Source organism: Taibaiella chishuiensis (assembly GCF_003014535.1).
Taxonomy (GTDB): domain Bacteria; phylum Bacteroidota; class Bacteroidia; order Chitinophagales; family Chitinophagaceae; genus Taibaiella; species Taibaiella chishuiensis.
The window spans coordinates 233,963-256,806 of record NZ_PYGD01000005.1; the positions used below are offsets into that span (position 1 = coordinate 233,963).

Annotated in this window: 20 protein-coding genes; 14 read left to right on the forward strand and 6 right to left on the reverse strand. The window is 49.8% G+C overall.

Features of this window, described 5'->3' with window-relative positions; translation table 11 throughout:
• The first annotated feature begins 1 nt into the window (after window position 1).
• The 13 genes from B0I18_RS14760 (at window position 2) to B0I18_RS14820 (ending at window position 16,177) form a co-directional block, all read left to right on the forward strand.
• The gene (locus B0I18_RS14760; protein WP_106523494.1) at window positions 2-580 is read left to right on the forward strand and encodes an NADPH-dependent FMN reductase; all 579 of its coding nucleotides are present in this window, start codon (window positions 2-4) and stop codon (window positions 578-580) included.
• 211 nt (window positions 581-791) lie between these two features.
• Window positions 792-2,615: a cytochrome-c peroxidase gene (locus B0I18_RS14765; RefSeq protein ID WP_106523495.1), complete on the forward strand. Its 1,824-nt coding sequence runs from the start codon at window positions 792-794 to the stop codon at window positions 2,613-2,615.
• A gap of 109 nt (window positions 2,616-2,724) precedes the next feature.
• Window positions 2,725-5,946 (forward strand): metallophosphoesterase, encoded by a 3,222-nt coding sequence (locus B0I18_RS14770; RefSeq protein WP_219905983.1) that lies wholly within the window; start codon window positions 2,725-2,727, stop codon window positions 5,944-5,946.
• A 460-nt stretch (window positions 5,947-6,406) separates the two neighbouring features.
• Window positions 6,407-8,962, forward strand: a complete 2,556-nt coding sequence (locus tag B0I18_RS14775) for a T9SS type A sorting domain-containing protein (protein ID WP_106523496.1) — start codon at window positions 6,407-6,409, stop codon at window positions 8,960-8,962.
• Window positions 8,963-9,158: 196 nt separating this feature from the next.
• Entirely contained in the window at window positions 9,159-9,686 is a 528-nt protein-coding gene (locus B0I18_RS14780) for a hypothetical protein (protein WP_146146753.1), read from the forward strand.
• Between the two features lie 299 nt (window positions 9,687-9,985).
• The gene (locus tag B0I18_RS14785; RefSeq protein ID WP_106523498.1) at window positions 9,986-10,534 is read left to right on the forward strand and encodes a hypothetical protein; all 549 of its coding nucleotides are present in this window, start codon (window positions 9,986-9,988) and stop codon (window positions 10,532-10,534) included.
• 229 nt (window positions 10,535-10,763) lie between these two features.
• Window positions 10,764-11,339: a hypothetical protein gene (locus B0I18_RS14790; protein ID WP_146146754.1), complete on the forward strand. Its 576-nt coding sequence runs from the start codon at window positions 10,764-10,766 to the stop codon at window positions 11,337-11,339.
• 167 nt (window positions 11,340-11,506) lie between these two features.
• A complete protein-coding gene (locus tag B0I18_RS25345; RefSeq protein WP_245882102.1) occupies window positions 11,507-11,983 on the forward strand; it encodes a VOC family protein in 477 nt (158 codons plus the stop codon).
• Window positions 11,984-12,124: 141 nt separating this feature from the next.
• Window positions 12,125-12,829: a hypothetical protein gene (locus B0I18_RS14800; protein WP_106523500.1), complete on the forward strand. Its 705-nt coding sequence runs from the start codon at window positions 12,125-12,127 to the stop codon at window positions 12,827-12,829.
• A 261-nt stretch (window positions 12,830-13,090) separates the two neighbouring features.
• On the forward strand, window positions 13,091-13,705 hold the full coding sequence (locus B0I18_RS14805; protein ID WP_106523501.1) for a TNT domain-containing protein: 615 nt from the start codon (window positions 13,091-13,093) through the stop codon (window positions 13,703-13,705).
• 5 nt (window positions 13,706-13,710) lie between these two features.
• Window positions 13,711-14,073: a hypothetical protein gene (locus tag B0I18_RS14810; RefSeq protein WP_106523502.1), complete on the forward strand. Its 363-nt coding sequence runs from the start codon at window positions 13,711-13,713 to the stop codon at window positions 14,071-14,073.
• A 136-nt stretch (window positions 14,074-14,209) separates the two neighbouring features.
• On the forward strand, window positions 14,210-14,533 hold the full coding sequence (locus B0I18_RS14815) for a hypothetical protein (protein WP_106523503.1): 324 nt from the start codon (window positions 14,210-14,212) through the stop codon (window positions 14,531-14,533).
• 93 nt (window positions 14,534-14,626) lie between these two features.
• Window positions 14,627-16,177 carry a S41 family peptidase gene (locus B0I18_RS14820; protein ID WP_106523504.1) on the forward strand — a complete coding sequence of 517 codons (1,551 nt, stop codon included), beginning with the start codon at window positions 14,627-14,629 and terminating at the stop codon, window positions 16,175-16,177.
• Window positions 16,178-16,275: 98 nt separating this feature from the next.
• On the opposite strand, the gene B0I18_RS14825 is transcribed toward B0I18_RS14820, so the two are convergent.
• Window positions 16,276-16,689, reverse strand: a complete 414-nt coding sequence (locus tag B0I18_RS14825; RefSeq protein ID WP_106523505.1) for a hypothetical protein — start codon at window positions 16,687-16,689, stop codon at window positions 16,276-16,278.
• Between the two features lie 181 nt (window positions 16,690-16,870).
• Between B0I18_RS14825 and B0I18_RS14830 the strand changes: the two genes are divergently transcribed.
• Complete coding sequence (locus B0I18_RS14830) at window positions 16,871-18,148, forward strand: epoxide hydrolase family protein (protein WP_106523506.1); 1,278 nt, start codon at window positions 16,871-16,873, stop codon at window positions 18,146-18,148.
• Between the two features lie 113 nt (window positions 18,149-18,261).
• On the opposite strand, the gene B0I18_RS14835 is transcribed toward B0I18_RS14830, so the two are convergent.
• The 5 genes from B0I18_RS14835 to B0I18_RS14855 form a co-directional block, all read right to left on the reverse strand.
• The gene (locus tag B0I18_RS14835) at window positions 18,262-18,855 is read right to left on the reverse strand and encodes a hypothetical protein (protein WP_146146755.1); all 594 of its coding nucleotides are present in this window, start codon (window positions 18,853-18,855) and stop codon (window positions 18,262-18,264) included.
• Window positions 18,856-18,935: 80 nt separating this feature from the next.
• A complete protein-coding gene (locus tag B0I18_RS14840; protein WP_181358483.1) occupies window positions 18,936-19,631 on the reverse strand; it encodes a hypothetical protein in 696 nt (231 codons plus the stop codon).
• Window positions 19,632-19,638: 7 nt separating this feature from the next.
• Window positions 19,639-20,520 carry a hypothetical protein gene (locus tag B0I18_RS14845; protein ID WP_106523509.1) on the reverse strand — a complete coding sequence of 294 codons (882 nt, stop codon included), beginning with the start codon at window positions 20,518-20,520 and terminating at the stop codon, window positions 19,639-19,641.
• 129 nt (window positions 20,521-20,649) lie between these two features.
• Entirely contained in the window at window positions 20,650-22,152 is a 1,503-nt protein-coding gene (locus B0I18_RS14850; protein WP_106523510.1) for a hypothetical protein, read from the reverse strand.
• Window positions 22,145-22,843 (reverse strand): hypothetical protein, encoded by a 699-nt coding sequence (locus tag B0I18_RS14855; protein WP_106523511.1) that lies wholly within the window; start codon window positions 22,841-22,843, stop codon window positions 22,145-22,147. The genes B0I18_RS14850 and B0I18_RS14855 overlap by 8 nt, the downstream gene beginning before the upstream one ends.
• Window position 22,844: the final 1 nt, after the last annotated feature.

Genomic DNA, 22,844 nt, shown 5'->3' on the forward strand with positions numbered 1-22,844 from the left:
AATGCAAAAAGAGAAATTTACCGTTGCCGTTATTGTCGGTAGCCTGCGCGCCGCTTCGTTATCCTTAAAAATGGCAGATTTCCTGTGTAACCAGCAATACCGGCTATTGGCGCTACAGATCATTCCAATAAACGACCTGTCGTTGTATAATGAAGACAGGGAAACAGCGCAGCCACCCCGGGCCTGGCAAAAGTTCCGGGACTGCATCCGGGAGCAGGATGCTGTACTCTTCATTACACCCGAATACAACCGGTCGGTACCCGCAGCACTGAAAAACGCGGTAGATATAGGTTCTGCGCCGCATGGCCACAATGTCTTCCGGAATAAGCCTGCCGCCATCATCAGCCTCTCTCCCGGTAAAATGGGCGCTTTCGGGGCCAATCATCATTTACGGCAAAGCCTGGTATTCCTGGATATGCCCACCCTGCAACAGCCCGAAGCCTATATCGGGAACAGCGAAGCGCTGTTTACGACAGCGGGAACAATGACTGACGGGCACACCAGGGATTACCTGGCTGGCTTTATGGATGCCTTCGCCGGTTGGATCAGCCGGCATACACAGGCTAAACCCGGCCGATAGTGCGCCTACAAGCCTAATCTTTGCATACAGGATGTTATAAAGCTGCTACAACACGGTAATACCCACCAGGCACGTTCAATTATTAATAATTTGACAATACCTTGATTCATAATATTCTGGCACTTTTGCATGTCGCAAGATCTTCCTTACCTGCGCAGTATAACCGGCAACGGCTACCGGCAGCGGAAGGAAGCAGGACGCGTTGAATATTATGAAAAGAATTGTTTGGTGTGCGTTGAGTGTACTGCTTTGCCTGTTGATTGCATTCTCCCTGTCGGCAACAAGAAACCAGGATATCCTTTCCCAAAATGCGATGCTGCAATTCAAGCAGGATGCAAAGGCCTTTGCCGGCGCTGCAACAACATTGCAGGATAAAATGAACGCGCTGAGCGCCGAAAACCCGGAGACTATAACTGCGGCTGTTAACGCTTTGAAAGCTACAAGGCTCGCTTATAAAAAGATCGAGTATTTTATGGAGTACTACTTCAAGTATCCCGTCAATCTTTATAACCGAGCGCCTGTTTATGAAATCGAGGAGCCTTATATGGAATTCCAGGCCCCGGTGGGCCTGCAGGTTATCGAAGACCTGTTATTAGACGAAGCCTGTTTCGAAAATAAAAAGGCGCTATTGGAGCAAGCGGCAACCATTCAATCTTCGGCTGCGGATATACCGGCAATCCTATATGGCTTAACGGTCCATGACGGACAAATTGCCGCAGCAATCAGGCAGGAACTGGTACGCATAATTACCTTAGGCATTACGGGTTACGATGCACCCAAACTAAAAACCGGTATTACCGAATCTGCGGCTGCGTTACAGGCCGTACAAAACGTGTTGCGCCCGCTATTGGAACATGACCTGAGCCCCAACGCAGACAGCGTTTCGAAGTACCTGGATGCCAGCCTGGCCTATTTAACAGGAGATGTTTCTTTCGACGACTTCGACAGGATGGCCTTCCTTACGCAAGCGGCCTTACCGTTACAAACACACCTGAATAAATGGATCAAAAACCAGCATTGGAGCGTCGATGATGCATCCCTGCTGAATGACCATGCGCCTAACCTGTTTAGCCCCGGCCTTTTTAAGCAGGATTCTTTTCTCAGCAATCCTAAAGACACGGGTGTTTTTATTGTCCGCCTCGGCGCTGCACTCTTCGCCGAAAAAAAGCTGTCCGGGAACGGGAAAAGAAGTTGTGCTACCTGTCATCGGCCGGATAAATATTTTACCGATGCCCTACCCCGGAGCATTGCTTTTAACGAGGTAGATACCGTGGTGCGTAACGCGCCCAGCTTATTATATGCCGCTTTGCAACATGGACAGTTTTTAGACGCAAGAGCAGCATCGCTGGAAGAACAAATCGTCGCGGTGCTGGGCAATCCTAACGAGATGAATGCAGATTTGAAAAAGGTTGCCGGTAATATCAATGATAAAGCCTACCGCAAATTATTCAGGAAGGCATTCCCCGGAGTGCATAAAGATTCCCTGGTTTCCGTTGCGACTATTTCAAGGGCCATTGCTGCTTATGAGCGAACGCTTACACCCTTCAACGCTCCCTTTGACCGGTATATACAGGGAGATCGCAGTGCCATGAATGCAGCACAGATCAGGGGATTTAATTTGTTTATGGGCAAGGCCCAATGCGGCACTTGTCATTTTGCACCGGTATTCAATGGCTTGCTTCCGCCTTTATACACCGTTACAGAACTCGAAGTACTTGGCGTACCCAAAAACGGGAGTCTAACCGAGCCGTTATGGGATGAGGATGAAGGAAGGTATGGCGTATTTAAAATTAAGTTTTATAAAGGCGCATTTAAAACGCCTACCGTCCGCAATGCCAGTGCAACGGCGCCCTATATGCACAACGGGAGCTTCAAAACCATGGAAGAGGTTATTGAATTTTATAATAAAGGCGGGGGAACCGGTATAGGTCTTGACCAACCCACACAAACGCTTTCTGCGCGGCCGCTCCACCTTAGCCCCGGGGAAGTAAAAGAGATTGCAGCTTTTATCGTTGCGTTGCAGGATCAAATCTAACCGGTAAGATCCCGTCTCTTGCAGGACGAAACAATTTCGTCACAATTAGTTAACTTACAACCTGTTATTAAATGAAAGGAAGGGGCGTCCTTTGCGCAAAATTACCAATATGCTCAAAAAGATACCCGCTTTGTTGTGCTCCGGCTTACTCCTGCTGGCCGGCGCAACAGCCTTTGGTCAACCGGTGCAAACCTTGATCAGAACCGTTAATTCCGTGGAAGACGATGCAGAACAATGTATACCGGGCGGCACCGGCGTTTTCGGCAAAATGAACCTTGGCAGCTCCGACCTCGATATCTGTACCGATGGTACGCAAAAACTGATGATGGGCATGCGTTTCAAGAACCTGCCTATTCCATCGCAGGCCATTATCCAAAGCGCCTACATCCAGTTCACAACTAAAGGCGATTCCAACCCGATCGCAGGCGATGTCTATATTACCGTACAGGACAGCGACAGTACCGCCGCCTTCGTAGATACCTTATACAACATGTCGGGCCGGCCTATGGTGGCGGATTCCACACTATGGCCTACAAATGCAAGCCCCACCTGGTCCGGCGCAGCAGGCGGCACAGCAGGCCCGGATCAGAAGACCACCAACTTTGCCAGTGTGCTGCAAAAAGTAATCAACCGGCCGGGCTGGAATGGCAGCTCGCTCGTGGTCACGATGAAAGGTGAAGGCACCAAGTCTGCCTGGACCTATAATGGCAGCCCCTTATATGCGCCAAAGCTGATCATCCAGTACGAAGGTTATCCGACACCGATGCCGGTTACTAACTTCCCGGTACGCAAAGCAAGCTCCTGGAAATACCTCGACGACGGTTCGGATATGGGAACGGCCTGGACTGCCCCCACGTTCAACGATTCGTCCTGGAGTTACGGTCCCGGAAAATTAGGATACAATGATAATGCAGCCGCAATTATCAGTTACGGCCCCAATCCCGCGAACCGTTACATCACCTATTATTTCAGAAAGCAATTCAATATACCCAGCCTGGCAGCGCTTGATGATACACTCGTTGTAAGCCTGCTGAGAGATGACGGCGCTATCGTTTTTATAAACGGCGCAGAAGTACTGCGGAGTAATATGCCCTCCGGTGCGGTTAACTACCGTACCAAAGCGCTTACCGATGTCAATGGCACAGACGAATCTGCATACACTTCATATTATGTTCCCAGGAATTTATTTGTAAACGGCCTGAATACAATCGCTGTTGAAGTCCATCAAAAAGACAGCCTGAGCGACGACCTGGGCTTCGATCTCGAACTTAAAGAAAGAGCGCTGCCCGCTTTGATCAGGGGACCTTACCTGCAAATGGCCACGCAAACCAGTATGAATATCCGCTGGCGTACCGACGAACCCGTAGCCGGGCAGGTACATTACGGCACCTCGATCGGGGCGTTGACGCAAGTGGCCGCCGATCCCGCATTATTGACGGAACATGAAATCAAGCTTACCGGCCTTACGCCTTATACTAAATATTATTATGCAATCGGCACCTCTTATGGCGCTCCCCTGCAAGGCGATACTGCCAACTATTTCTACACGCTTCCTCCTGCAGGTAATAGCGACAATCTCTACCGCATTGGCGTGATCGGCGATTGTGGCAACAACTCTACGAACCAGCGCAGCGTAAGGGATAAGTTATCGGCCTACCTGGGCAACAATTATATGAACGCCTGGATTTTACTGGGCGACAATGCCTACAATACCGGTACGGACGCAGAATACCAGGCAGAGTTCTTTAATATCTACAAAGACCAGTTCCTGAAACAGAATCCCTTATTCCCGGCGCCGGGCAATCATGATTATGGTAACAGCCAGAGTTCCCCTTCTGTAGGCAATCATATTCTTGCACCGTATTACCAAAACTTCACCATGCCTACCCATGGCGAAAGCGGCGGCCTGGCTTCAAACTCAGAAGCATTCTATTCCTTCGATATCGGCAATGTGCATTTCCTCTCCCTCGACTCTTACGGCAAGGAAGATGGAGCAACAACCCGGCTCTATGATACCACCGGAGCCCAGGTACAGTGGATCAAACAAGACCTGCAGGCCAATAGCAATAAAGGCTGGACGGTTGTCTACTGGCATCATCCGCCTTATACCATGGGTTCTCATAACTCAGATGCAGAAACAGAATTGGTGAACATCAGGCAGAATTTTATCCGTATCCTGGAGCGTTATGGTGTAGACCTGATCCTGTGCGGTCACAGTCATGATTACGAACGGTCCAAACTGATGAAAGGACATTATGGCGCCGAAGCTTCTTTCGATCCCGCCACGCATAACCTGAGCCAGTCGACAGGTTTATATAACGGTTCTCTGAATTCCTGTCCTTATATCAAAGATTCAAGCAATAACTACCAGGGAACAGTTTATGTCGTTTCCGGTTCGGCAGGACAGCTCGAAGGCGAGCAGCCTAACTATCCCCACGACGCATTGCCATTTGCAAATTCGACAGTGGGCGGCTCTATGATCCTGGAAGTAAAAGGAAACAGGCTGGATGCCAAATGGATCTGTTCAGATGGCACGATCCGCGATAAGTTCACCATGATGAAAGATGTAAACAAAAAAGTGGTTGCCCCGATTACTCATGGTGCATCCATCAACCTGGAGGCAAGCTTTAATAGTGACTATACCTGGCAGGGCGTAAACAGCAACAGCAAATCAGTAACCGTTAGTCCCGTCGATACAACCGTCTATACCGTAAAAGACAGCAACACCTGTCTCGCAGATACATTCGTAGTCCAGGTGAGCAGCGCTCCCTTGCCGCTTAGCTGGGGTTATATCAAGGCCAGCCGGTACGACGAACGTTCCAACCTGGTGTCCTGGGAAACCTTACAGGAAAAGAATGTGCAGGTATTCGAAGTCGAGCGTTCTGAAAATGGCGCTTCCTTCTTCCCTGTCGGAACAGTAGCAGCGACGGGCAATTCGATGACTCCGGTCGCCTATACCTTCCTGGATAAGACGATCGCGATAAGCAAACCGGTATATTATTACCGCATCCACCAGAAAGACATCGATGGCAAATCGAGTTATTCCGCTACGGTACAGGTATCCGGTACCAACAATACGGCCGCGACTACGGAAGTTATCGTAGCGCCGAATCCTGCACATGCCGGTCAAATGCAGATATCGATAAGCGGTAGCGGGTCCGTTACCGCAAACATGGTACTGACCGACCTGTCCGGCAGTGTGATCACTAAAAAAACATGCCAGCTCACGAACAAGGGACAATTGTTCCTGCCGCAAATAAACAGTGGTATCTACCTGCTCTCCGTGATCACGGAAGGCAACTCAAGTGTACGAAAAATCGTCATTCCATAAGCGAAAAAACACTGCTACCACTTACGTGGCCTATAAAACCCAGAGCCGCCCGATATGGGGCGGCTCTCCTCGTTTTACGGAAAACGATTAACGGTATATTTCCGGGATGATAGGTAAGTACCCGAAATAACTACACCGCTCCTCCTTCGCATCACACTAATTAACAGTCCGGAAGAGCGGAGTTGCCAGCCTTACTATATTTGTAAAAAATAGATAATACCTTCAAAAAATCAGTGTAACATTTAAAAAATACACAGCACGGGAATTATGTGCAATCCGCTATAGGCTTACCTTTTAAGGTAATCATAGTCACACAGCAAAGGGACTTTATGTATTGTACAAATTTATACTCATTAACACAAGTTACCTTACCCCAAAGCCAATTTGGAGAATTTTTTGCCAGTACAATAATCAAGTGTCAACGATAGAAAAGACACGTTTCCTTATTAATTTAAAAAGTATGCAAAAAACATCTCAAAACAACTCGTTGGCGGCGTCTCAATATTTACGTCTGCTATTTTTATTCGCCGGGGCATTTTTCTCCACCCAGGTAATACACGCACAGAATTGTGCAGTGAATGCCGGTGGTAACCAGACCGTATGTGGTTCTTCTACCACGTTAACGGGTTCGACGGGTGGTACTTTAGGTGCCGGGTCACCGGTTTGGTCCTTTATATCGGGGCCCTCTGCTCCGGTAATCGCATCCCCTAACAGCCTGACCACAAACGTAAGCGGTATGATTGCCGACGGCGCCTACCTGTTCCAGCTCAGCCAGCCTTGCGGCACAGGAACTGCTACATCACAGGTAACAATTACCGCGCACAGCAGGCCTGCCTCTTTTACCGCGGGACCGGACAAGACCAATATGTGTGCTACAGCAGGCGGTGTAACGCTTAACGGTGTTATACCTCCGGGCTATACCGGCTCCTGGTCTGCCATCCAGATTTTCCCCCTGGAATTCCAGAACGCCACCGTAACAGGCACTTCGTTCTTCAGTAGTACGACGACAGGCAACCCCGTATTTTCCGTTCCGGCCAACCACAATACCGACCCGGCATATTATGCCGTACTTACTATTGTATCTGCGGATGGCATATGCACTTACAAGGATACAACGGTTGTACGCTTTTGCCCTAACCCGGCGTTACAGGTGGCCAACAGCAGTATCTGCGCCCCCAGTAGCGGCTTGCCCTACTTTGACCTGCCGGCGGCATCGCCAGCCTTTTCCACCGTTACACCAGGATCTGCAGGAGCGGCGGCCAACGGCACCACAATTACGCTCAACGTGAGCAGTCAGCCTGCAGGCGGCAATATCACCTTTCAATCGCTTAACGGGCGGCGCGTAACGGTTACCGGTGCTACAACACCCGGCAACTATACCTTTACCATAACCGTAAGCAACTGCTGCGGCTCCGTTACCTCCGCACCAATGACCTTCACCGTGAACGGCGCCGCTCCCAATTATGTAAATTTCCAGCCGGCCGGACATGCAGCGCCCGAGCAACTTACCGTTTACGCTTCCAGTTATTCCGGCGGCGAAGTACATTGCGGTATAGCGAATACCGCTACACCGGAATTATTTTATTTTGATGTGGATGCCGCCAATCCCGGTATAACCACAACGGTGACCAACTCCGGCATACTTCCGCCAGGCGCCAGTACGCCCGTTATTACCCTCTCCGGCGCAGGCACACAACATAGGATTGCAAGCGTGAATCCCGGAGCCAGCGGCTGGAAAGTGGGTACTTACCGGTTTAACGTCACCTCGGGTACCAGCCCCTGCACCGTCAACCAGGTTTACTACATCCATATCGCAGCCGGCAACAATCCTGCGCCTTTAGCCATAGCAGACACGACACTCTGTTATTCCGGATCCGGTACAACAAGCGGCAATATAAAATTGCCCGCTGTTTACCAGGGAGCGATCAATCCAAGCTATCTGCAGGACTTCCTGGGATACTATAATTTCCAGGTCATCTCAAAGCCTGCAGGAGCTTCAACGCCCCAGTTTCCCACACCCGACCAACGACGCATTACCCAAAGCTCGATCACGATATCCAACCTGGATAAAGCGGGCGATTATGTAATCCGCGCTACCACGGTTAACGGTAATGGTGTAGGCGCCTTTCTGGAGCAGGAATATGCCTGTTCGGGCATTAGCAGCACCCAACAGGACACTTTTGTTATTCACCTCGAAGAAGTGATCAGTGCCAGCGCAGGAGGAGACCAGCTCCTGAGCTGCGGTACAACCACAACCACGCTTGTAGGTAATAGCTTCGGTTCCGGCAGCGGTCTCTGGAGCATAGGAGCAGTACCTGCCGGTACAACGCCTGCGCTTTCGGCTGCCGCTAACCCCGTTACCGATATAACAGCCATGTCAGCTGCCGGTAATTATTATTTTGCCTGGACCATCACGAATCCATCAGGTAATTGTAAGACATCCGATACGGTCCTGGTCACAATAGACTGTCCGCTTTCCATCAAGCTGCTTGAATTTACAGCCGACAAACAGCAGGACCAGGTACGCTTACAGTGGACAACCGCATCAGAACAGAACAGCAAAGGCTTCGACCTCGAGAGAAGCGGCAACGGAACGGCATGGCAGTATGTGGGCTTTATCAACACGCTTGCTGCCGATGGGAACAGCGATAAACCGCTGAAATACACCTACACCGACGACAAGCCCCTCGACGGCAGCAATTATTACCGGCTGAAACAGCTTGATCGCACCGGTACGTATACCTACTCGCCTGTACGTATCGTAAACAGGAATGGCAGTTCCACTTTGGAGGTATATCCCAACCCCGCCAAGAATAAGATTACGATAACAGGTCTATCCGGTAACGAAAGGATTTATATCTATGACGCAACGGGCAAAAGGGTCATGCAGTTGATCAACAAAAACGAAACAGTTGCTATCGATATTACGCACCTTAGCAGCGGCATATATCACATACAATGTATTACCGAAACGGGTAGCCCACGCGCAACAAAACATTTTATCGTCTCAAAGTAAACCTGTAGCCTTTATACAGAACACCCACAAGTGTTGTTCATACCATGTGAAGGGCTGACTGATAGGGTCTGCCCTTCACTATTTTTTTGCGTACGGGCCATTTTGTATTTTTGGATACTGCTCAAAAAAACACATGAGACATATAAAGCGTTTGGTCTTACTCGAAACCTGCTCACAGCAACGAAAACCCTTACGATTGATACGAAAGATTATACTTATCGGGCTGCTTCTTTACGCCGGTTCGTCCGCCCATGCACAAAAGGATAGTTTATCCGCATTATTTTCAAGTGCGGACAAAATCGAGATTTTAAGTCACCAGGATCTGTATCTACCAGCGACAACCGGTGAATTGCGGCAAGGTATAAACGGCCATTGGCGAAGCCTTGCGGATGCTTCCGGCAACCTAAACACCTGTATTGTTGTTCGCCGGTTGGAGCTTAAAGAGCAAGAGAAAAGAAGCCTTGCAAAAATCCTGTTTGATACCAGTCAGCCAGGTATCCCTCCGGATAAAGCATCCTGCTTCCTGCCCCATCAAGCTATAGTTATGTATCGAAAAGGGAAATGCTTTTTGATCGATCTATGCTTTGACTGCCGGCGGTTCTCTTCTTCCGAACAGATCCTTTTACCAAACGGTTTCCTTTTGACCGATGAACAATGGTATAAGCTGGAACATTTTTTTATTGCGAGGGGCATAAGACCCAATATTGAGGATAAATCCGGGTGAGCCAGTGTGTGAGATGTAAGATGTTAGATATTAGATGTTAGATGTTAGATGTTAGATATTAGATATTAGATATTAGATATTAGATATTAGATGTTAGATATTAGATATTAGATATTAGATGTTAGATATTAGATGTTAGATGTTAGAGGTTAGATATTAGATGTTAGAGGTTAGATATTAGATGTTAGATGTCTTTTGGTCGTGACATCCCGCGGCGAACTGCCAATCGCTCCCACCCCAATTGAAAACCAATTGCCCTGGTATACTTTTAGGTATAATGGCCACAAATCATTTCCCCCATGAACGCCCTGTTTAAACTACTCTTCCTGCTTGGTCTGCTGCCTTTACCAGGAGTCCCTGCTGCTAAAATTACACTGAAACTGGCCTTGGAAAAGCGCCGGGACCAATACCATGAAGTATTCCAGCCCGGAGACGCAGTAGAAATACATCAAAACGGACAGACGGTCTTTTATCTCGACCCCTATATCCTTACCGATGGCATGGAATTAGTACTTAAGGATACCACGCGGATGGAGGCTTTTTACGCCAATATGGGACATCGCGTCTTCCTGGGTACCATAATACCTTCGGATAGCATAAACGCACCGGTAATCATAAACATGCCGGTCAGGTATACCTTTGAAGGCCAAAAAATAATTTGCCCGAAATGTGGAAAAAGCGACCAGACCGACATTGCAGCCCCACAGGCCTATTGGTTCGAGGTTACCGAAGCAGGCGGGGAAATTGTAACATACATTTCTGAAGACACTACCCTGGCGCCCCATGTCGAAAAGCATAAGATCTGGATGGGCAACTATATCTGCAAGAGGGATAAAATAGCCTTTTAATTTTGTATGCACACGAATGGTTGTACATCGGGGATGAAGATACCGAAGGCTTTGAGCTGGCCGGGGCCAAAGCCTCCTCATACCGGGAAAACAACAGCACTGATCCCTTAAGTACGATGCATAGATACTACTACGAAAACAGGAATCCAGCTTCGATCCGGGCTTGATTTGCTGCCGGAAATACCGTATATTCACGAGTCTGTGCAACTTCATCACTTCCTTTAGTCCTATGACCTTACCGCATGAAATCAATAACCTGGCAGCGTATCTTAACGCGGTAAGAATAAGGCCGGGCATGTACCTGGGCACGAATCAGATTTCAAAACTGTATGACCATTTGCAGGGTTACCGGATGGCTTGTATGCTCCATCAATTGTCCCCCGAAGCAGACGATAAATTCTTTGATGAATTTGATGCATTTGTTTACGGCTATTACGAAGTAGCGCCCTATGGAAACTGGAAAGACATTATCCTCGAACAATCTTCCGGTAACGAGCAACAGGCTTTGGTCCAGTTTTTCGAATTGTTTGACCTTTTCCTTAAGAATACCCAGCGTAAACCCACGAAAAAAATAGTACTGGATTTCTTTGACCAGGTCCTGCAGGGAACCGAACTAAAATCCAGGTTAGGCAATTCCTTTGACAACATCCGACAGGAAACCATAAACCTGGTAAAAGAGCACTTAATGAGCAACCGGAAATCGGATTATGATGATGTGCTGGAGCAGCTTGAATTAAGGGCCGAAACAATTCCGGAACTGGGTATAATACTGGCGCATATAACGGATGGCTACCAAACAGGTTGACGGGTTTACCTTACCTGATTACCGGAACGGATAAAACAAATTATACCCGAAATGCCGCATAGTCCTGATTCCGGGAACAAGGCGCCGCGCTATGCCAACAGGCTGTCGCCGCAATTTCTTCTCATTTAAAAAGCCATTTTATATCTTGCAGAAAAATACATGGGGATATGAAAAAGGCAATACTACTACTTGTCCTGGTCGCCACCTCTTTTGGCCTGGGATTCGCTTTTAAAACAGCGCTGACACCCGAAACCAGCCCGGCTCCTGCAGGAAGGGTAACCGGCATCGGCGGCATCTTTTTTACCTGCAAAAACCCGAAGCAACTGAAGGCCTGGTATAAGCAACACCTGGGTCTGAACACCAATGCCTACGGCGCGACCTTCGATTGGTATGCAAGTCCCGACAGTACAGCCAAAGCGCAAACACAATGGACGCCCTTCCCCGAAAAAACAAGCTACTTCGCACCCTCGGACCAGGACTTTATGATCAATTACCGGGTAGACGACCTGGATGCACTGGTTAAGAAACTCCGCCAGGAGGGGGTTACCATTGTCGATACCATAGCCGCCTACGATTACGGCAAGTTCGTTCATGTGCTCGACGGCGAGGGCCACAAGCTTGAACTCTGGGAACCGAAGGACTGACAACTACCACACCTAACAAGGCTTTTCACTTTTACGCGGGTATAGTATAATCCGAACCTCCTGGCTGGTGGCACAAGTATAAATAATGAGTACCTTGCCACAGATTCCTTTATCCCCTTATCAAACAAAAACAAACAGACCATGAAATTATCCGGGATAGCCGGTTTGCTGCTCCTGCTCCCCTCTTTCGCATCCGGGCAGCAACAACCGGACCGTATTAAAATCAATTCCCTGCAACCCAATGCTTATCTTGAAGGTTATCTCTATCCCGCGTTCGGAACCGGTAGAGTATATGAGAAGGATGGCAGCTACGGACAGGCGAAACTCAACTTCAACCGGCTTACGAACGAAATGGTTTTTATCGCGCCAAAAGGCGATACGATGAAACTGGCCCACCCGGAGTCGGCCTCGCTGGTGACGATCCTTTCCGATTCCTTTTACTTTTACCAGGGCACCTTTTTACGAAAGGCAACCCATTACGCACAACCGCCCGAGCTCTACCAAAAGCTGGAGATGAAATATGTAAGCGATGAAAACAAAAGCGCCTATGGCTATTCCGACATCAGCGCCAAAACCTCGGTTCAGAATTTCAATACGTATTTCGGCACTACCTTTCTACCCGAAGACAAGAACATTAAGTTTGAGCAAAGTCGCGACCTGTATATCTTAAACGATAAAGGCGTTTTTGTGGCGGCAAAAGAAACGGTGTTGTTCAAAATGTTCCCGCAGTATAAAAACCGCCTCCGGGAGTTTTTGTCCGAACATAAAATTAATTTCCGCAAGCCACAAGATGCGGCACAGGCCATCGACTTTATCCAGAAAATAATGTCACCCGCCGCCGAATAACCGGTGTCCAACACCTATTCTTGATACAGGAAATGAGCTGCAAAAAAAATGCAGCTCATTTTTTTATTGCCTGCTCCTGCCCTTTGCATACCTAAGTTCAGTATCCGGACAAAAGATATAAATTATAACCGATCCTAATTCAAAATGCAATCAAGATGTATATCTTATGCAGTATTAAATTTATAATTTTCTTTGATACGAACATTCTTCCGTTTACTTTTGACGACCATAATTTCAAAACCAAACCAATAAGCAACACAAATGAAACCAGTAAAAGTCCTGCTACTCGCAGTGCTGCTCTTCCCCTTTTTGTCAAGGGCCCAGCAACTAACAGCCGTCACCAGCACCGGCAACAATTCCGTCAAAGCAGAGAAAGCCCTTGTACGCGGGGTTAGCTTCGAAGATTTTAAAAGCTCGGTAACCGACTTCGCCGACGCCGCCAAAGAACCATTGGCACAGCAGGCCTGGAACCTCTGGAAAGCAGAGCAGTGGGCAGAGCTGGAAAAGTTCTTTACGGACAATAACCTGAATGGCGGCTGGCCTCCTAACCGCGGCGCGGTAAACCTGAAGATCGTAACGCTGAAACAAGGTCTTGTTATAGACCGTTATGGTGGTTACTATGATACGGATAGCGTATTCCAGGATAAGGGTACTTTTGTTTCGGCCAAAGATGTGCCTTTCGCCAAACGCGCCTTACCGGATAAAACTTTAAATTCGCCGTACCGCGTTTATAAGATCACAAAACCCATCGCCAATGTACGCGAAGGCAAAATCATTCCCTGGTTTGGCAAAGAAGGCCTGGGCATCCAATATGAATTACCTTACACGGTGAATGACCTTAAAAAAGAAGGTTATCTCCAGGAAGAAAAACAGTAACTATTATGATCACGAAATCCAATACAGACCGGGCGCTTCTGTTCGACGGCCCGGAAACCGACCTGCACAACAAGTTGTTTGACCTGGAAGCCACGCCCCTTAAGGGCCAGGACCTGTCGCTCGACCATATTACCGGTAACAGTTTCGAAGAACTGGAACAGGAGATCGGCAGCGAAGATTTTGCTGCCATCGTAGCAACCGGGAACTTTAAACCGGATGAAGGTTTCCTGGATCACTACAAGAGCGAGAACAGGCTGAAGTTATATTACCTGAAACAAGGCGGTCACATTGCCGTGTTCTCGTTCGGCGAATTTCAGCCGACCCGTTACCAGCTTTACTTAGAAGGAACCTGGACACTCGGCGCGTAGGCACCGGGATGTAACCTACCTGTAAAAGACTGCCCGGACCGGGCAGTCTTTTTTTGCACCAAATTCCGCCAGCTATCGCCAGCAGCTGTTATGCCCTGTACAATTTGTTTCCGTACTTTTATAAAAAATACCGGAGATGAATACACTCGCCATTATGATGCTGGCCCAAAAGGACGGCAAGCTTTCCGGCGCCGAACTCGAAGCCCGGCTCACAGCGCTGCGTTCGATGAACTGGCAGCTACTGCAATGTATCGCCTATGTCCGATACAACCAGGACTGTTCGCTAACGGAAGCCAAAGGTATCGTGCTTGGTTCGGCAGCCTGGTCCGATGAACAGGCACGTTTTATACAACACCAGGAATCGATACAGCAGGAGTTTTTAGAATTCGCAAAGGAAGAGGGAAAAACCATAACCATGGTAATTACTCCCGAAGGCACGCGGTATGAAATCACGAAATAAATACCGTATCTGCCCTGGCACAGGCTGCACCAACTTGCAGCAAAGCAAAAGCAGGCAGAACAAGGCATCCGGCGCTTAACCACGAACCAAAATATGAAAAGAATATTGATCCTGCTCCTCCTGGCCCACCAGGGATGGGCACAATCCCCTACCCGTCCCGTTGCGCATAAGCCACCACAGGACAGCACCGCCATGTACAACCGCATCCTGCGCCCCGACGCGATGCAACAGGACCTGCAATTGTTTCTCGATATCCGGAAAAAAGCCAACTCGGGGCTCTATCGTTACCATAGCCGGCAACAGGTCGACAGCATTTACCACTGGGCCTTTAAACAGGTAAAACGCCCGATGCCTGTACTGGAGTTCTTTAAGATCATTTTACAGCTCAGCGACTTTGAAGGCAGCTGCCATAACTATACCGAGCCGGATGCCGGGCTGGTCGCGTATTACAACCGGCAACGCGCCTTTTTCCCTTTTGCCCTGAAGTATATCGGCGGGCATATTATTTTTAACAGCAAGACAGACCAGGTACCGGTAGGATCGCGGGTCATGCAGATCAACGGTGTTACGGACCAGAAGCTGATGCAATCTTTCTATAAGTACATAACCACCGACGGCTTTAACCAAACGGCCAAGCTATCGGGCAGCGTGGACCGGAGTTACAGCCTGCGTTACCTGCTGGAATACGGGCTGAGCGACAGTTTTACGATAAAGTTCCTGCCCCCGGGCGCCAGCGGCGAACAAAGCATAACGGTGCCTGCTGTAAGCCTGGAAGAACGTAAGGCCAACCTGGTTAACCGGCACAGCGCACCGGTGGATAGTATTATCGACTATAATGTACAGCCCAAGTACAGCTTCAACATGATCAATGCCGCTACCGGCCTGCTGAACCTGCGTATATTTACCATGGCTGATGACGCCGGCGATCCCAATTTCGCGCCCTATGTGGCTTTCCTCGATAGCGTATTCCAGCTGCTCAGCGACAAACAGGTACCCAACCTGGTGCTCGATATCCGGGGCAACCCGGGTGGCAGCGATCCAACCTTCGAGCAACCGATGATGTACCTTACCGATTCGAATTTCAAGGAGAATACGCTGGCCTATACTATTTTCGAAAACGAGATCCCCTATGAAAAATATTTCTGGGGCGTATCGACGGCAGAAAGAATGGACTCGGCCGCCAAGGCCGCCGGCAAAGTTATGTTACGCGACTACTTCCCGGCACTGCATAACGGCAGGAACCTGCAAAATGCAAAGCACAACCCGGTATACCACCCGAAACAACCGGCCTATAAAGGACACCTGTACCTGTTGATCGACGAGGACGTGGGATCTGCGGCATCGCACCTGGCATCGCTGGTAAAGGCTTATGCTCGCAACGTGACCATCGTGGGTGTGGAAACCGTAGGCGGGTATTACGGGCACAACGGGCATATGGCCATGATCTACGAATTGCCGCATTCCAAAATAAAAACCAAGTTCTCGATCGTATACGTCGACCAGGATGCGCCGCATAAGCCCGACCAGCCCGAAGGACGGGGCATTATACCGGATCATACGGTATGGCCTTCGTTCCCTGATTTTATGCACAATAAAGACACGCAAATGGATTATGTACTCCGCATGATTGCTACCAGGTCCTAGACCTGCACCGCACAGCAACGCCAATAGCGTTGAGTTCAACATAAAAGCCGCCATGCAGACGATCTGTATGGCGGCTCCTGTTTATACATTACACGCAACTAGAAAATAAGCAACACGGCATTGTATGGGGCCATATTGGGTTCGTTCCAGTACATATCGAAAGGTATATTGTTGTTGCACATATTAAGCGTACCCACCGCCTGGTGCGATGACGGCCCACCGGCATTTGGCGAACCTATAGCCAGATCATAAGGATTGCATATACCAAAGCCGGAAACAACCCGGCCGGTGGTCCAGGCGCCGGTTACACCCGGCAGCAAGGTAGGATCGGCAAATGGGTGTGGCCCGGGCGTAAAGGTAATAGGCGGTGTGGTAAACACACTACCATCGGGATTAAAGCCCCAGAAGGAAAGTGTTATAGGCACCGAAAGCAGGTTTTGCACCGTCAGGGAATTGGCTTGCGCCATTGCAGCGCTTACCACCAGGCACAGGGAAAGGAATAGTTTTTTCATATGTATCGGTTTTTTAAATGAAGAACAAAACTCAGGAACACCAGGGGAATTAAATGCCCCGCAACTTCGGGACCGCGAATGACCGGTTCGCCAGTCAATTGGTCGGCCTGCCCCGGTTGACAGGTGGCGCGCAGCAGCAGGTCTTCTACTTTTGCCGGGCACTCTTCAAAAGATAAAGACAATGAACAAAAGCAAAAACATGCTCAGCATCGCTATCGCAGCACTCGTATTACAAAGCAGTCCGGGTTACGCCCAACAGGCTGCGGCAACAGTATCCTCCGCAACTGCAGCTATCCGTCCCTTCCAGGTGCACTTCCCCGAAGAAGCGCTTACCGACCTCCGCAACCGCATACAGGCAACAAACTGGCCCGATGCAGAAGTAGTAAGCGACGCGTCGCAAGGCGTACCGCAGGCGACTATGAAAAAGCTGGCCGACTATTGGGCCCATACCTACGACTGGCGCAAAGCAGAAGCACGGCTCAATGCATTGCCCCAGTTTATCACCACGATCGATGGCGTGGATATTCATTTTATCCACGTCCGCTCCAAACACAAAAACGCGCTGCCGGTAATCATTACCCATGGCTGGCCGGGATCCGTGATCGAACAGTTAAAGATGATAGACCCGCTCACGAATCCCACGGCTTATGGCGGTAAGGCGGAAGATGCCTTCGATGTGATTATACCTTCCATACCGGGTTATGGATTTTCGGGCAAACCAACAGAGACCGGCTGGGATCCGGCACGCATCGCCAAAGCCTGGATCACGTTGATGCAACGGCTCGGTTACCGGAAATTTGTAGCCCAGGGCGGCGATTGGGGCGATGCCATTTCCGAACAGATGGCCCTGCTTGCTCCACCCGAACTGCTGGGCATTCATACCAATATGGCGGCTACCGTACCACCCGCTATTGCCAAAGCCCTGAAAGATGGGGCAGCCAGGCCATCAGGCCTCCTGCCCGACGAGCAACGTGCTTATGACCAGCTGGACTTTTTCTTTAAACATGGTCTTGGTTATGCCACCGAAATGGGTACCCGTCCCCAGACCTTATACGGCATCAACGATTCGCCCATAGGCCTGGCCGCCTGGATACTGGACCATGATGCGCAAAGCCTGGCCCTGATCAGGCGCGTGTTTGACGGGCAGGAAGAAGGACTGAGCAAGGACGATGTCCTCGATAATATTACGCTATACTGGCTTACAAAAACGGCTGTTTCATCGGCCCGCCTTTTCTGGGAAAGTAAACTGGCCTTCTTTGATGCGAAAAATGTACGCATCCCGGTTGCGGTAAGCGCCTTTCCCGATGAGATCTATACCGCACCGCACAGCTGGGCCGAACAGGCATTCCCGAAACTGATCCATTATAACAAATTGACGAAAGGCGGCCACTTTGCGGCCTGGGAACAGCCGGAATTGCTGGTCCGGGAGCTACGCTCCGCCTTCCGCCCGCTCCGTTAAACGCCATGCTTTAATACACGCTTTATTGCTGATTCCAGCAAAAAGAAAAACCCCTGGCCAGGGTCCAGGGGTGCTTTCATGGATTATACAACCCGCTGCTGAAGCGGGTTGTATCAGCTCTTGGCCACCTTCGCATCCAGGTAGGTTATAACGACCTCCCGGAACTCAGCCCGGGTCATATACCGTTTAAGAAACTCCTCCAGGGGGCCTTCACTTTCGATCTCGGAAAAGAATTGTTCATGATCGGTACTGTAGACCGTAGGATTACCGGGTTGCGGATCGGTAAGGCATACGAAATAATGATCGGGATAACCGTAAGAAGAAAAAATACAGATAAAATCAAGTTCGGTTCCTGCAACAACTTCCCGTACCTCATCTTCTTCCACCAGGCCGTCCAACTCGCCATGGTCTTTAGAACCGGCCCGGAAAGGCGTAAACAGCCAATCGCGATGAAAGTCCTGCCCATAAGGCAACTCATGATCGGAATAATAGTGCGCGACCAGGTTATCGTAGAAGGCCGTCCTGTCATCGTGGTACAAGGCCCGGTTGCCGGTATAGTATTGGTCGATGCCATATACATCCCAGTCCTGGTCAAAGAGCCCGTGTCCAAACCGGACAGCGCGCCACTGTTCTTCGAAGCCGGCGCCGGCCGCGGGTGCTACCACTGCGCCTAATGCCCGGAGTCGTTCTGCTATAGCTGCTTCCATCGTTTGTGTTTTATGATGTTCTGTTACCGGCAGGAAACTGCCTTTTAATGATACGCCGGTATACACCGGCTTGGCCTGGTTTATTCATCGCAATACAGGAGGTCGCCCGTATGCATATTGCCCACCAGCTTCCTGGCATACTCCTTACTGATGATATAGATCAGACCTTTATAATGCGATTGCCCGGAGGCCCCGCTTAAAGTACCCTTACTTTTATCGGCTACCACATGTAATGTATGCTGCGTATCATCGAAGAGCGGCACATACTTGATCAGGCGGTCTGCCGCCTGCCAGGTATAGATATCGAATGGGTTCATAAACGTTCCCTGTGTTTTCCGGGCATTGCCGTATTTTTTATCCAGCAGGGCAAACAAAGCCTCGCGGTCATCGGCATTAACCCGGTCTGCCACACCGTTAACCAGGATCACATCCCCGCTCAATGTAGCAACCAGGTTAACGGTATTAAACCCGAGATCGTCAAACCGGGCCAGTTCATCGCGCGAGGAATAACCGCGGCTGCGGTATTCGATCCACTGCGCTTTAGGAGCGTCGCTGAGCTCATCATCATAAACCGTATCCACTTCGATGGATGTACCTTTTACTTTATACCAGCCGGCATAATGATTATCTTCCGTGTGCTCCGGCAAGAGTTCCGTTACCGTTGTCGTAAAAGGAAAATGTTCGAGGTCGAGCACTGCGCGGTCCAGTGGCTTAACGCGCCCCGTACAGGATACGCTCAACGGCAGGGCCAAAAGAAGTCCGTATACTTTTCTCATCATTCGCTTAATTACTTGTAAGTTCCAGTTCGTGCAGCGACCCTCTCATGGTTTTGAGGTCCTCCAGTTTCTCTTTAAAACTTCTGATCCTGACTTCGATCTGTGCCAGGTCGGTTTTGGGCAGGGTTACCGTTTTGCCATTGATGGTGAGCGCCTGCACCTCCAGGTTCAGCTCCAGGTCATAATTGGCCAGGTTAGGGTTGGCTACAGGATGGGCGGGCATTCTTCGCAGCAGGGGGTTATCCTCGCGGGTGCTGCTCAGCGGGATCTGTTCGCGGCGGTATGCCCCGGGTTCCAATATACTTTCGCTGCTTCCGAACGTAGCGCTCCGGGTATTGATGGCCATATTCGTCGATTTCTTGCGGACCTCGCAGGCAACGGTCTGAGCCCCCCTTAAAGGTGCATTGCCTGTATATTGAAAATCTACTTCCAGCTGAGGCACCATTTCTCCGAAACACTCTGCCTGGACCAGCGTAACCGAGCTGATCCTAAAAACACTGAGTTGCCGTTTTATATTTTCAAAGTCCGTCTTTACCTGGTTGAGGCTATCGATCTCCTGCGCAGCCAGCGCCATTTCTTTCTTATTTCTCCGCTTCAGGATATCCTCTGCCAGGGTAACCACGGCCGTATAGGTCAGGCCATCCACCAGGTCGAGGGTAATGCGGTCGAACGACTTGCCTTTATACGACTCGGGATCTTCCCACTTGCGGCGCATAGCTTCGAGGCTTAACACACGTAAAGCCTTATCCAGGTTGGCTTTCTCCGTTTCGTTCAACATTTTTTCTACCTGCTCCCTGGAGCGGCTGAAGGCCACTTCATTTTCTCCGCTTAACTTTTGCCGGCAGGAAACCAGTAAAGGCAATATCAGAAACAACAAAAACTTTTTCATAATTATCTGTATCTGTAATGGATTAAAAAATTAGTGTAAAAAACAATCTTCACAGCTTCAATGATATGCCTGCTCCAAGACCTGCAATACGTTGCTACATGCGTCTAAGGGACACGACACTTAAGTCGCTTATTCGGAGCTTATGCCCGGATCTTTAAGCCAGTCCTGCACTTTGTAGGAGGCTTCTTTTTTCAGGAGCCTGCCTTTAGCATCATACACCCGGAACCAAATAGCGCCATCCAGTTCCGAAGCAACCTTGCGCTGCTTTATTTTCCCTTTGCTGTCATAAACCGTGATCACCTCGTCCATCAAACTGTAACGGTCGGTGATCTCCACGCGAAAAATCACTTTACCGGCTTTAAAGTGCCTGATCGTCGCAGTACTCTTTCCCATGTTCCAGCGCTCCTCCCATACCAGCTGGCTATTGCGGTATACTTCCTTAATCACCAGGTCGCCCTGCTTGTATTCCCGCTCCCCATCGGTCACTGTATTACTAGCTGTAGCCGGCAAAGGCGGAGCAGCTACGGTCATCACAGCGGGCGGATCTGCAGACTCTGTTTCCCGGTCCAGGCCCGGGTAATGATAAGACCTGCCCGAATCATCGTTACAAGCGGAAAAGAAAAGACTGCCGGTTGCCTGAACGGGCCGGGCCTGTTTCGTTTTTGTTTCCGGCGACAGCTTCACATATCTGCGCAACCTGCGATCGTCGTCATAGGCATTGCGGCCATCATATTCATCCTGCTCCGCCGCATCTTTACGGATATACTGGTTGGTTACACTGTCGAAGCGGTAATCATTGCCATCTTGCAGGAACAGCTTGTAGTGCTTGTTCGCCAGTAAACCCAGCTTTACGTTTTCTTTATCCCGGTAATACTGCGTCTTCATTTCCAGAAGCTCGTTCCATTCCTGGCGCCGGCTTTCGTCCGCAAGCGATTGCTTCGGATATCCTTTCCCGTCGCCATATTCGGACAGGAAAAGGTTTTGCTTATCGCCATTTTGCCGCAATACCGCTACAAAGTCCTGCTCTTCACGCCTGGGTTTATGGAAGACCCAGATAAAGTCGTTGTAACCCGAATGCTTGTACTGCCACGTATTTACAGGAACAGGATAACCAGGCTCTTCTTCTGCTATGGTGCAGGATAACGTAAAGTCGCGTAGCTTATGGGACAAGGAGTATACAAAAGGTGCATCAAAACAATTGGCATCGTCATTAAACACTTGTTGTGCCGGCGCATGCTCCCACTGCACAACCGCCTTGCCACCGCGCTCAAAGCCACGGAAATTGATCCGCGTACTATCGCCTATACCGGGGTTATACGTCGCATATACCTCGAAGAGATCCGGCTTGTCCGGGTAAAAAAACAACTTTCCGTTCCTGGATACATAATGCCCGAACACGGCTGTAGCGTAGCCATAGAGCAAAAACGTACCATCATCGAAAAGACAAACGCCATCATTATTGCCATACCAGCCGCTTACCTGTTTATAACGTTCCGCAGCCGACGTATCGGGCCGTGCATACGCGTTGGCCATCGATGGCGATACGAGTACCAGCAATAGGGCCATGACACAGCATTGCAACAGGTTCCTGTTTGTTTGTGCCCCGGGGCGGGCCTGCTTTTTTTCAGACATCGTCCTCCTCCTCTTCTTCTTCCATATCATCATACGAACAATAATCCCAATCCACGGGAAGCTTATCCATCAGTGCATCGAAGCGTTCCTGGTCTGCAGTACAGGCAAAAATCGCGGTACAGGCGCCTTCATCGTCAAAGGATAAACTGATCACTTCGCGAAAATCGCGGGTATACACTTTCTGCTTATCCCAACTGATCGCGGGCACGGCCGTCCAGTTTTGCGCGACCACCGTTGCAACTGCCTGGTCCAGCGGACCAAAGGCATTGGCATTGTACGGCAACGCCCCCATGGTTCCGTTATACACGGCCATCAGTAACCAAAAGTCGCTCAGGGCGGCTGATTCCAGCACCCAGTCCGGCGTTTCTTCAGATCCGTAATTACCCCATACCGGCGGGTCTGCGAGCTGCAGGTCGGTTTGCTTGATAGCCCATTGTACCACACCCTGGTTTTCTTCGTAAAACACCAGGTAACCCGCCGCCGACAAGACAATCTCCCCGGGCTGCAGCAAACAGTTATGCGTGTTGTTCAGGTTTTCATGGGCGCCGAGATCGCGGTAGTAGTCCAGCAGTAAAGCTGGCAAAGGCCTACCGATACGGGCCTCCAGGGCTGCAAGCTCCTGTTCGGGAAGCGCATAGCGCTGTCCCCCGGGCAAATCGTAGAGTTGTCTTATTGCTTTCGTGTAATCCATG

Bases quoted from the DNA above. Each gene is read 5' to 3' on its own strand.
- B0I18_RS14760 (WP_106523494.1), top strand. From the start codon at position 2: ATGCAAAAAGAGAAATTTACCGTTGCCGTTATTGTCGGTAGCCTGCGC.
- B0I18_RS14765 (WP_106523495.1), top strand. From the start codon at position 792: ATGAAAAGAATTGTTTGGTGTGCGTTGAGTGTACTGCTTTGCCTGTTG.
- B0I18_RS14770 (WP_219905983.1), top strand. From the start codon at position 2,725: ATGCTCAAAAAGATACCCGCTTTGTTGTGCTCCGGCTTACTCCTGCTG.
- B0I18_RS14775 (WP_106523496.1), top strand. From the start codon at position 6,407: ATGCAAAAAACATCTCAAAACAACTCGTTGGCGGCGTCTCAATATTTA.
- B0I18_RS14785 (WP_106523498.1), top strand. From the start codon at position 9,986: ATGAACGCCCTGTTTAAACTACTCTTCCTGCTTGGTCTGCTGCCTTTA.
- B0I18_RS14790 (WP_146146754.1), top strand. From the start codon at position 10,764: ATGACCTTACCGCATGAAATCAATAACCTGGCAGCGTATCTTAACGCG.
- B0I18_RS25345 (WP_245882102.1), top strand. From the start codon at position 11,507: ATGAAAAAGGCAATACTACTACTTGTCCTGGTCGCCACCTCTTTTGGC.
- B0I18_RS14800 (WP_106523500.1), top strand. From the start codon at position 12,125: ATGAAATTATCCGGGATAGCCGGTTTGCTGCTCCTGCTCCCCTCTTTC.
- B0I18_RS14805 (WP_106523501.1), top strand. From the start codon at position 13,091: ATGAAACCAGTAAAAGTCCTGCTACTCGCAGTGCTGCTCTTCCCCTTT.
- B0I18_RS14810 (WP_106523502.1), top strand. From the start codon at position 13,711: ATGATCACGAAATCCAATACAGACCGGGCGCTTCTGTTCGACGGCCCG.
- B0I18_RS14815 (WP_106523503.1), top strand. From the start codon at position 14,210: ATGAATACACTCGCCATTATGATGCTGGCCCAAAAGGACGGCAAGCTT.
- B0I18_RS14820 (WP_106523504.1), top strand. From the start codon at position 14,627: ATGAAAAGAATATTGATCCTGCTCCTCCTGGCCCACCAGGGATGGGCA.
- B0I18_RS14825 (WP_106523505.1), bottom strand. From the start codon at position 16,689: ATGAAAAAACTATTCCTTTCCCTGTGCCTGGTGGTAAGCGCTGCAATG.
- B0I18_RS14830 (WP_106523506.1), top strand. From the start codon at position 16,871: ATGAACAAAAGCAAAAACATGCTCAGCATCGCTATCGCAGCACTCGTA.
- B0I18_RS14835 (WP_146146755.1), bottom strand. From the start codon at position 18,855: ATGGAAGCAGCTATAGCAGAACGACTCCGGGCATTAGGCGCAGTGGTA.
- B0I18_RS14840 (WP_181358483.1), bottom strand. From the start codon at position 19,631: ATGAGAAAAGTATACGGACTTCTTTTGGCCCTGCCGTTGAGCGTATCC.
- B0I18_RS14845 (WP_106523509.1), bottom strand. From the start codon at position 20,520: ATGAAAAAGTTTTTGTTGTTTCTGATATTGCCTTTACTGGTTTCCTGC.
- B0I18_RS14850 (WP_106523510.1), bottom strand. From the start codon at position 22,152: ATGTCTGAAAAAAAGCAGGCCCGCCCCGGGGCACAAACAAACAGGAAC.
- B0I18_RS14855 (WP_106523511.1), bottom strand. From the start codon at position 22,843: ATGGATTACACGAAAGCAATAAGACAACTCTACGATTTGCCCGGGGGA.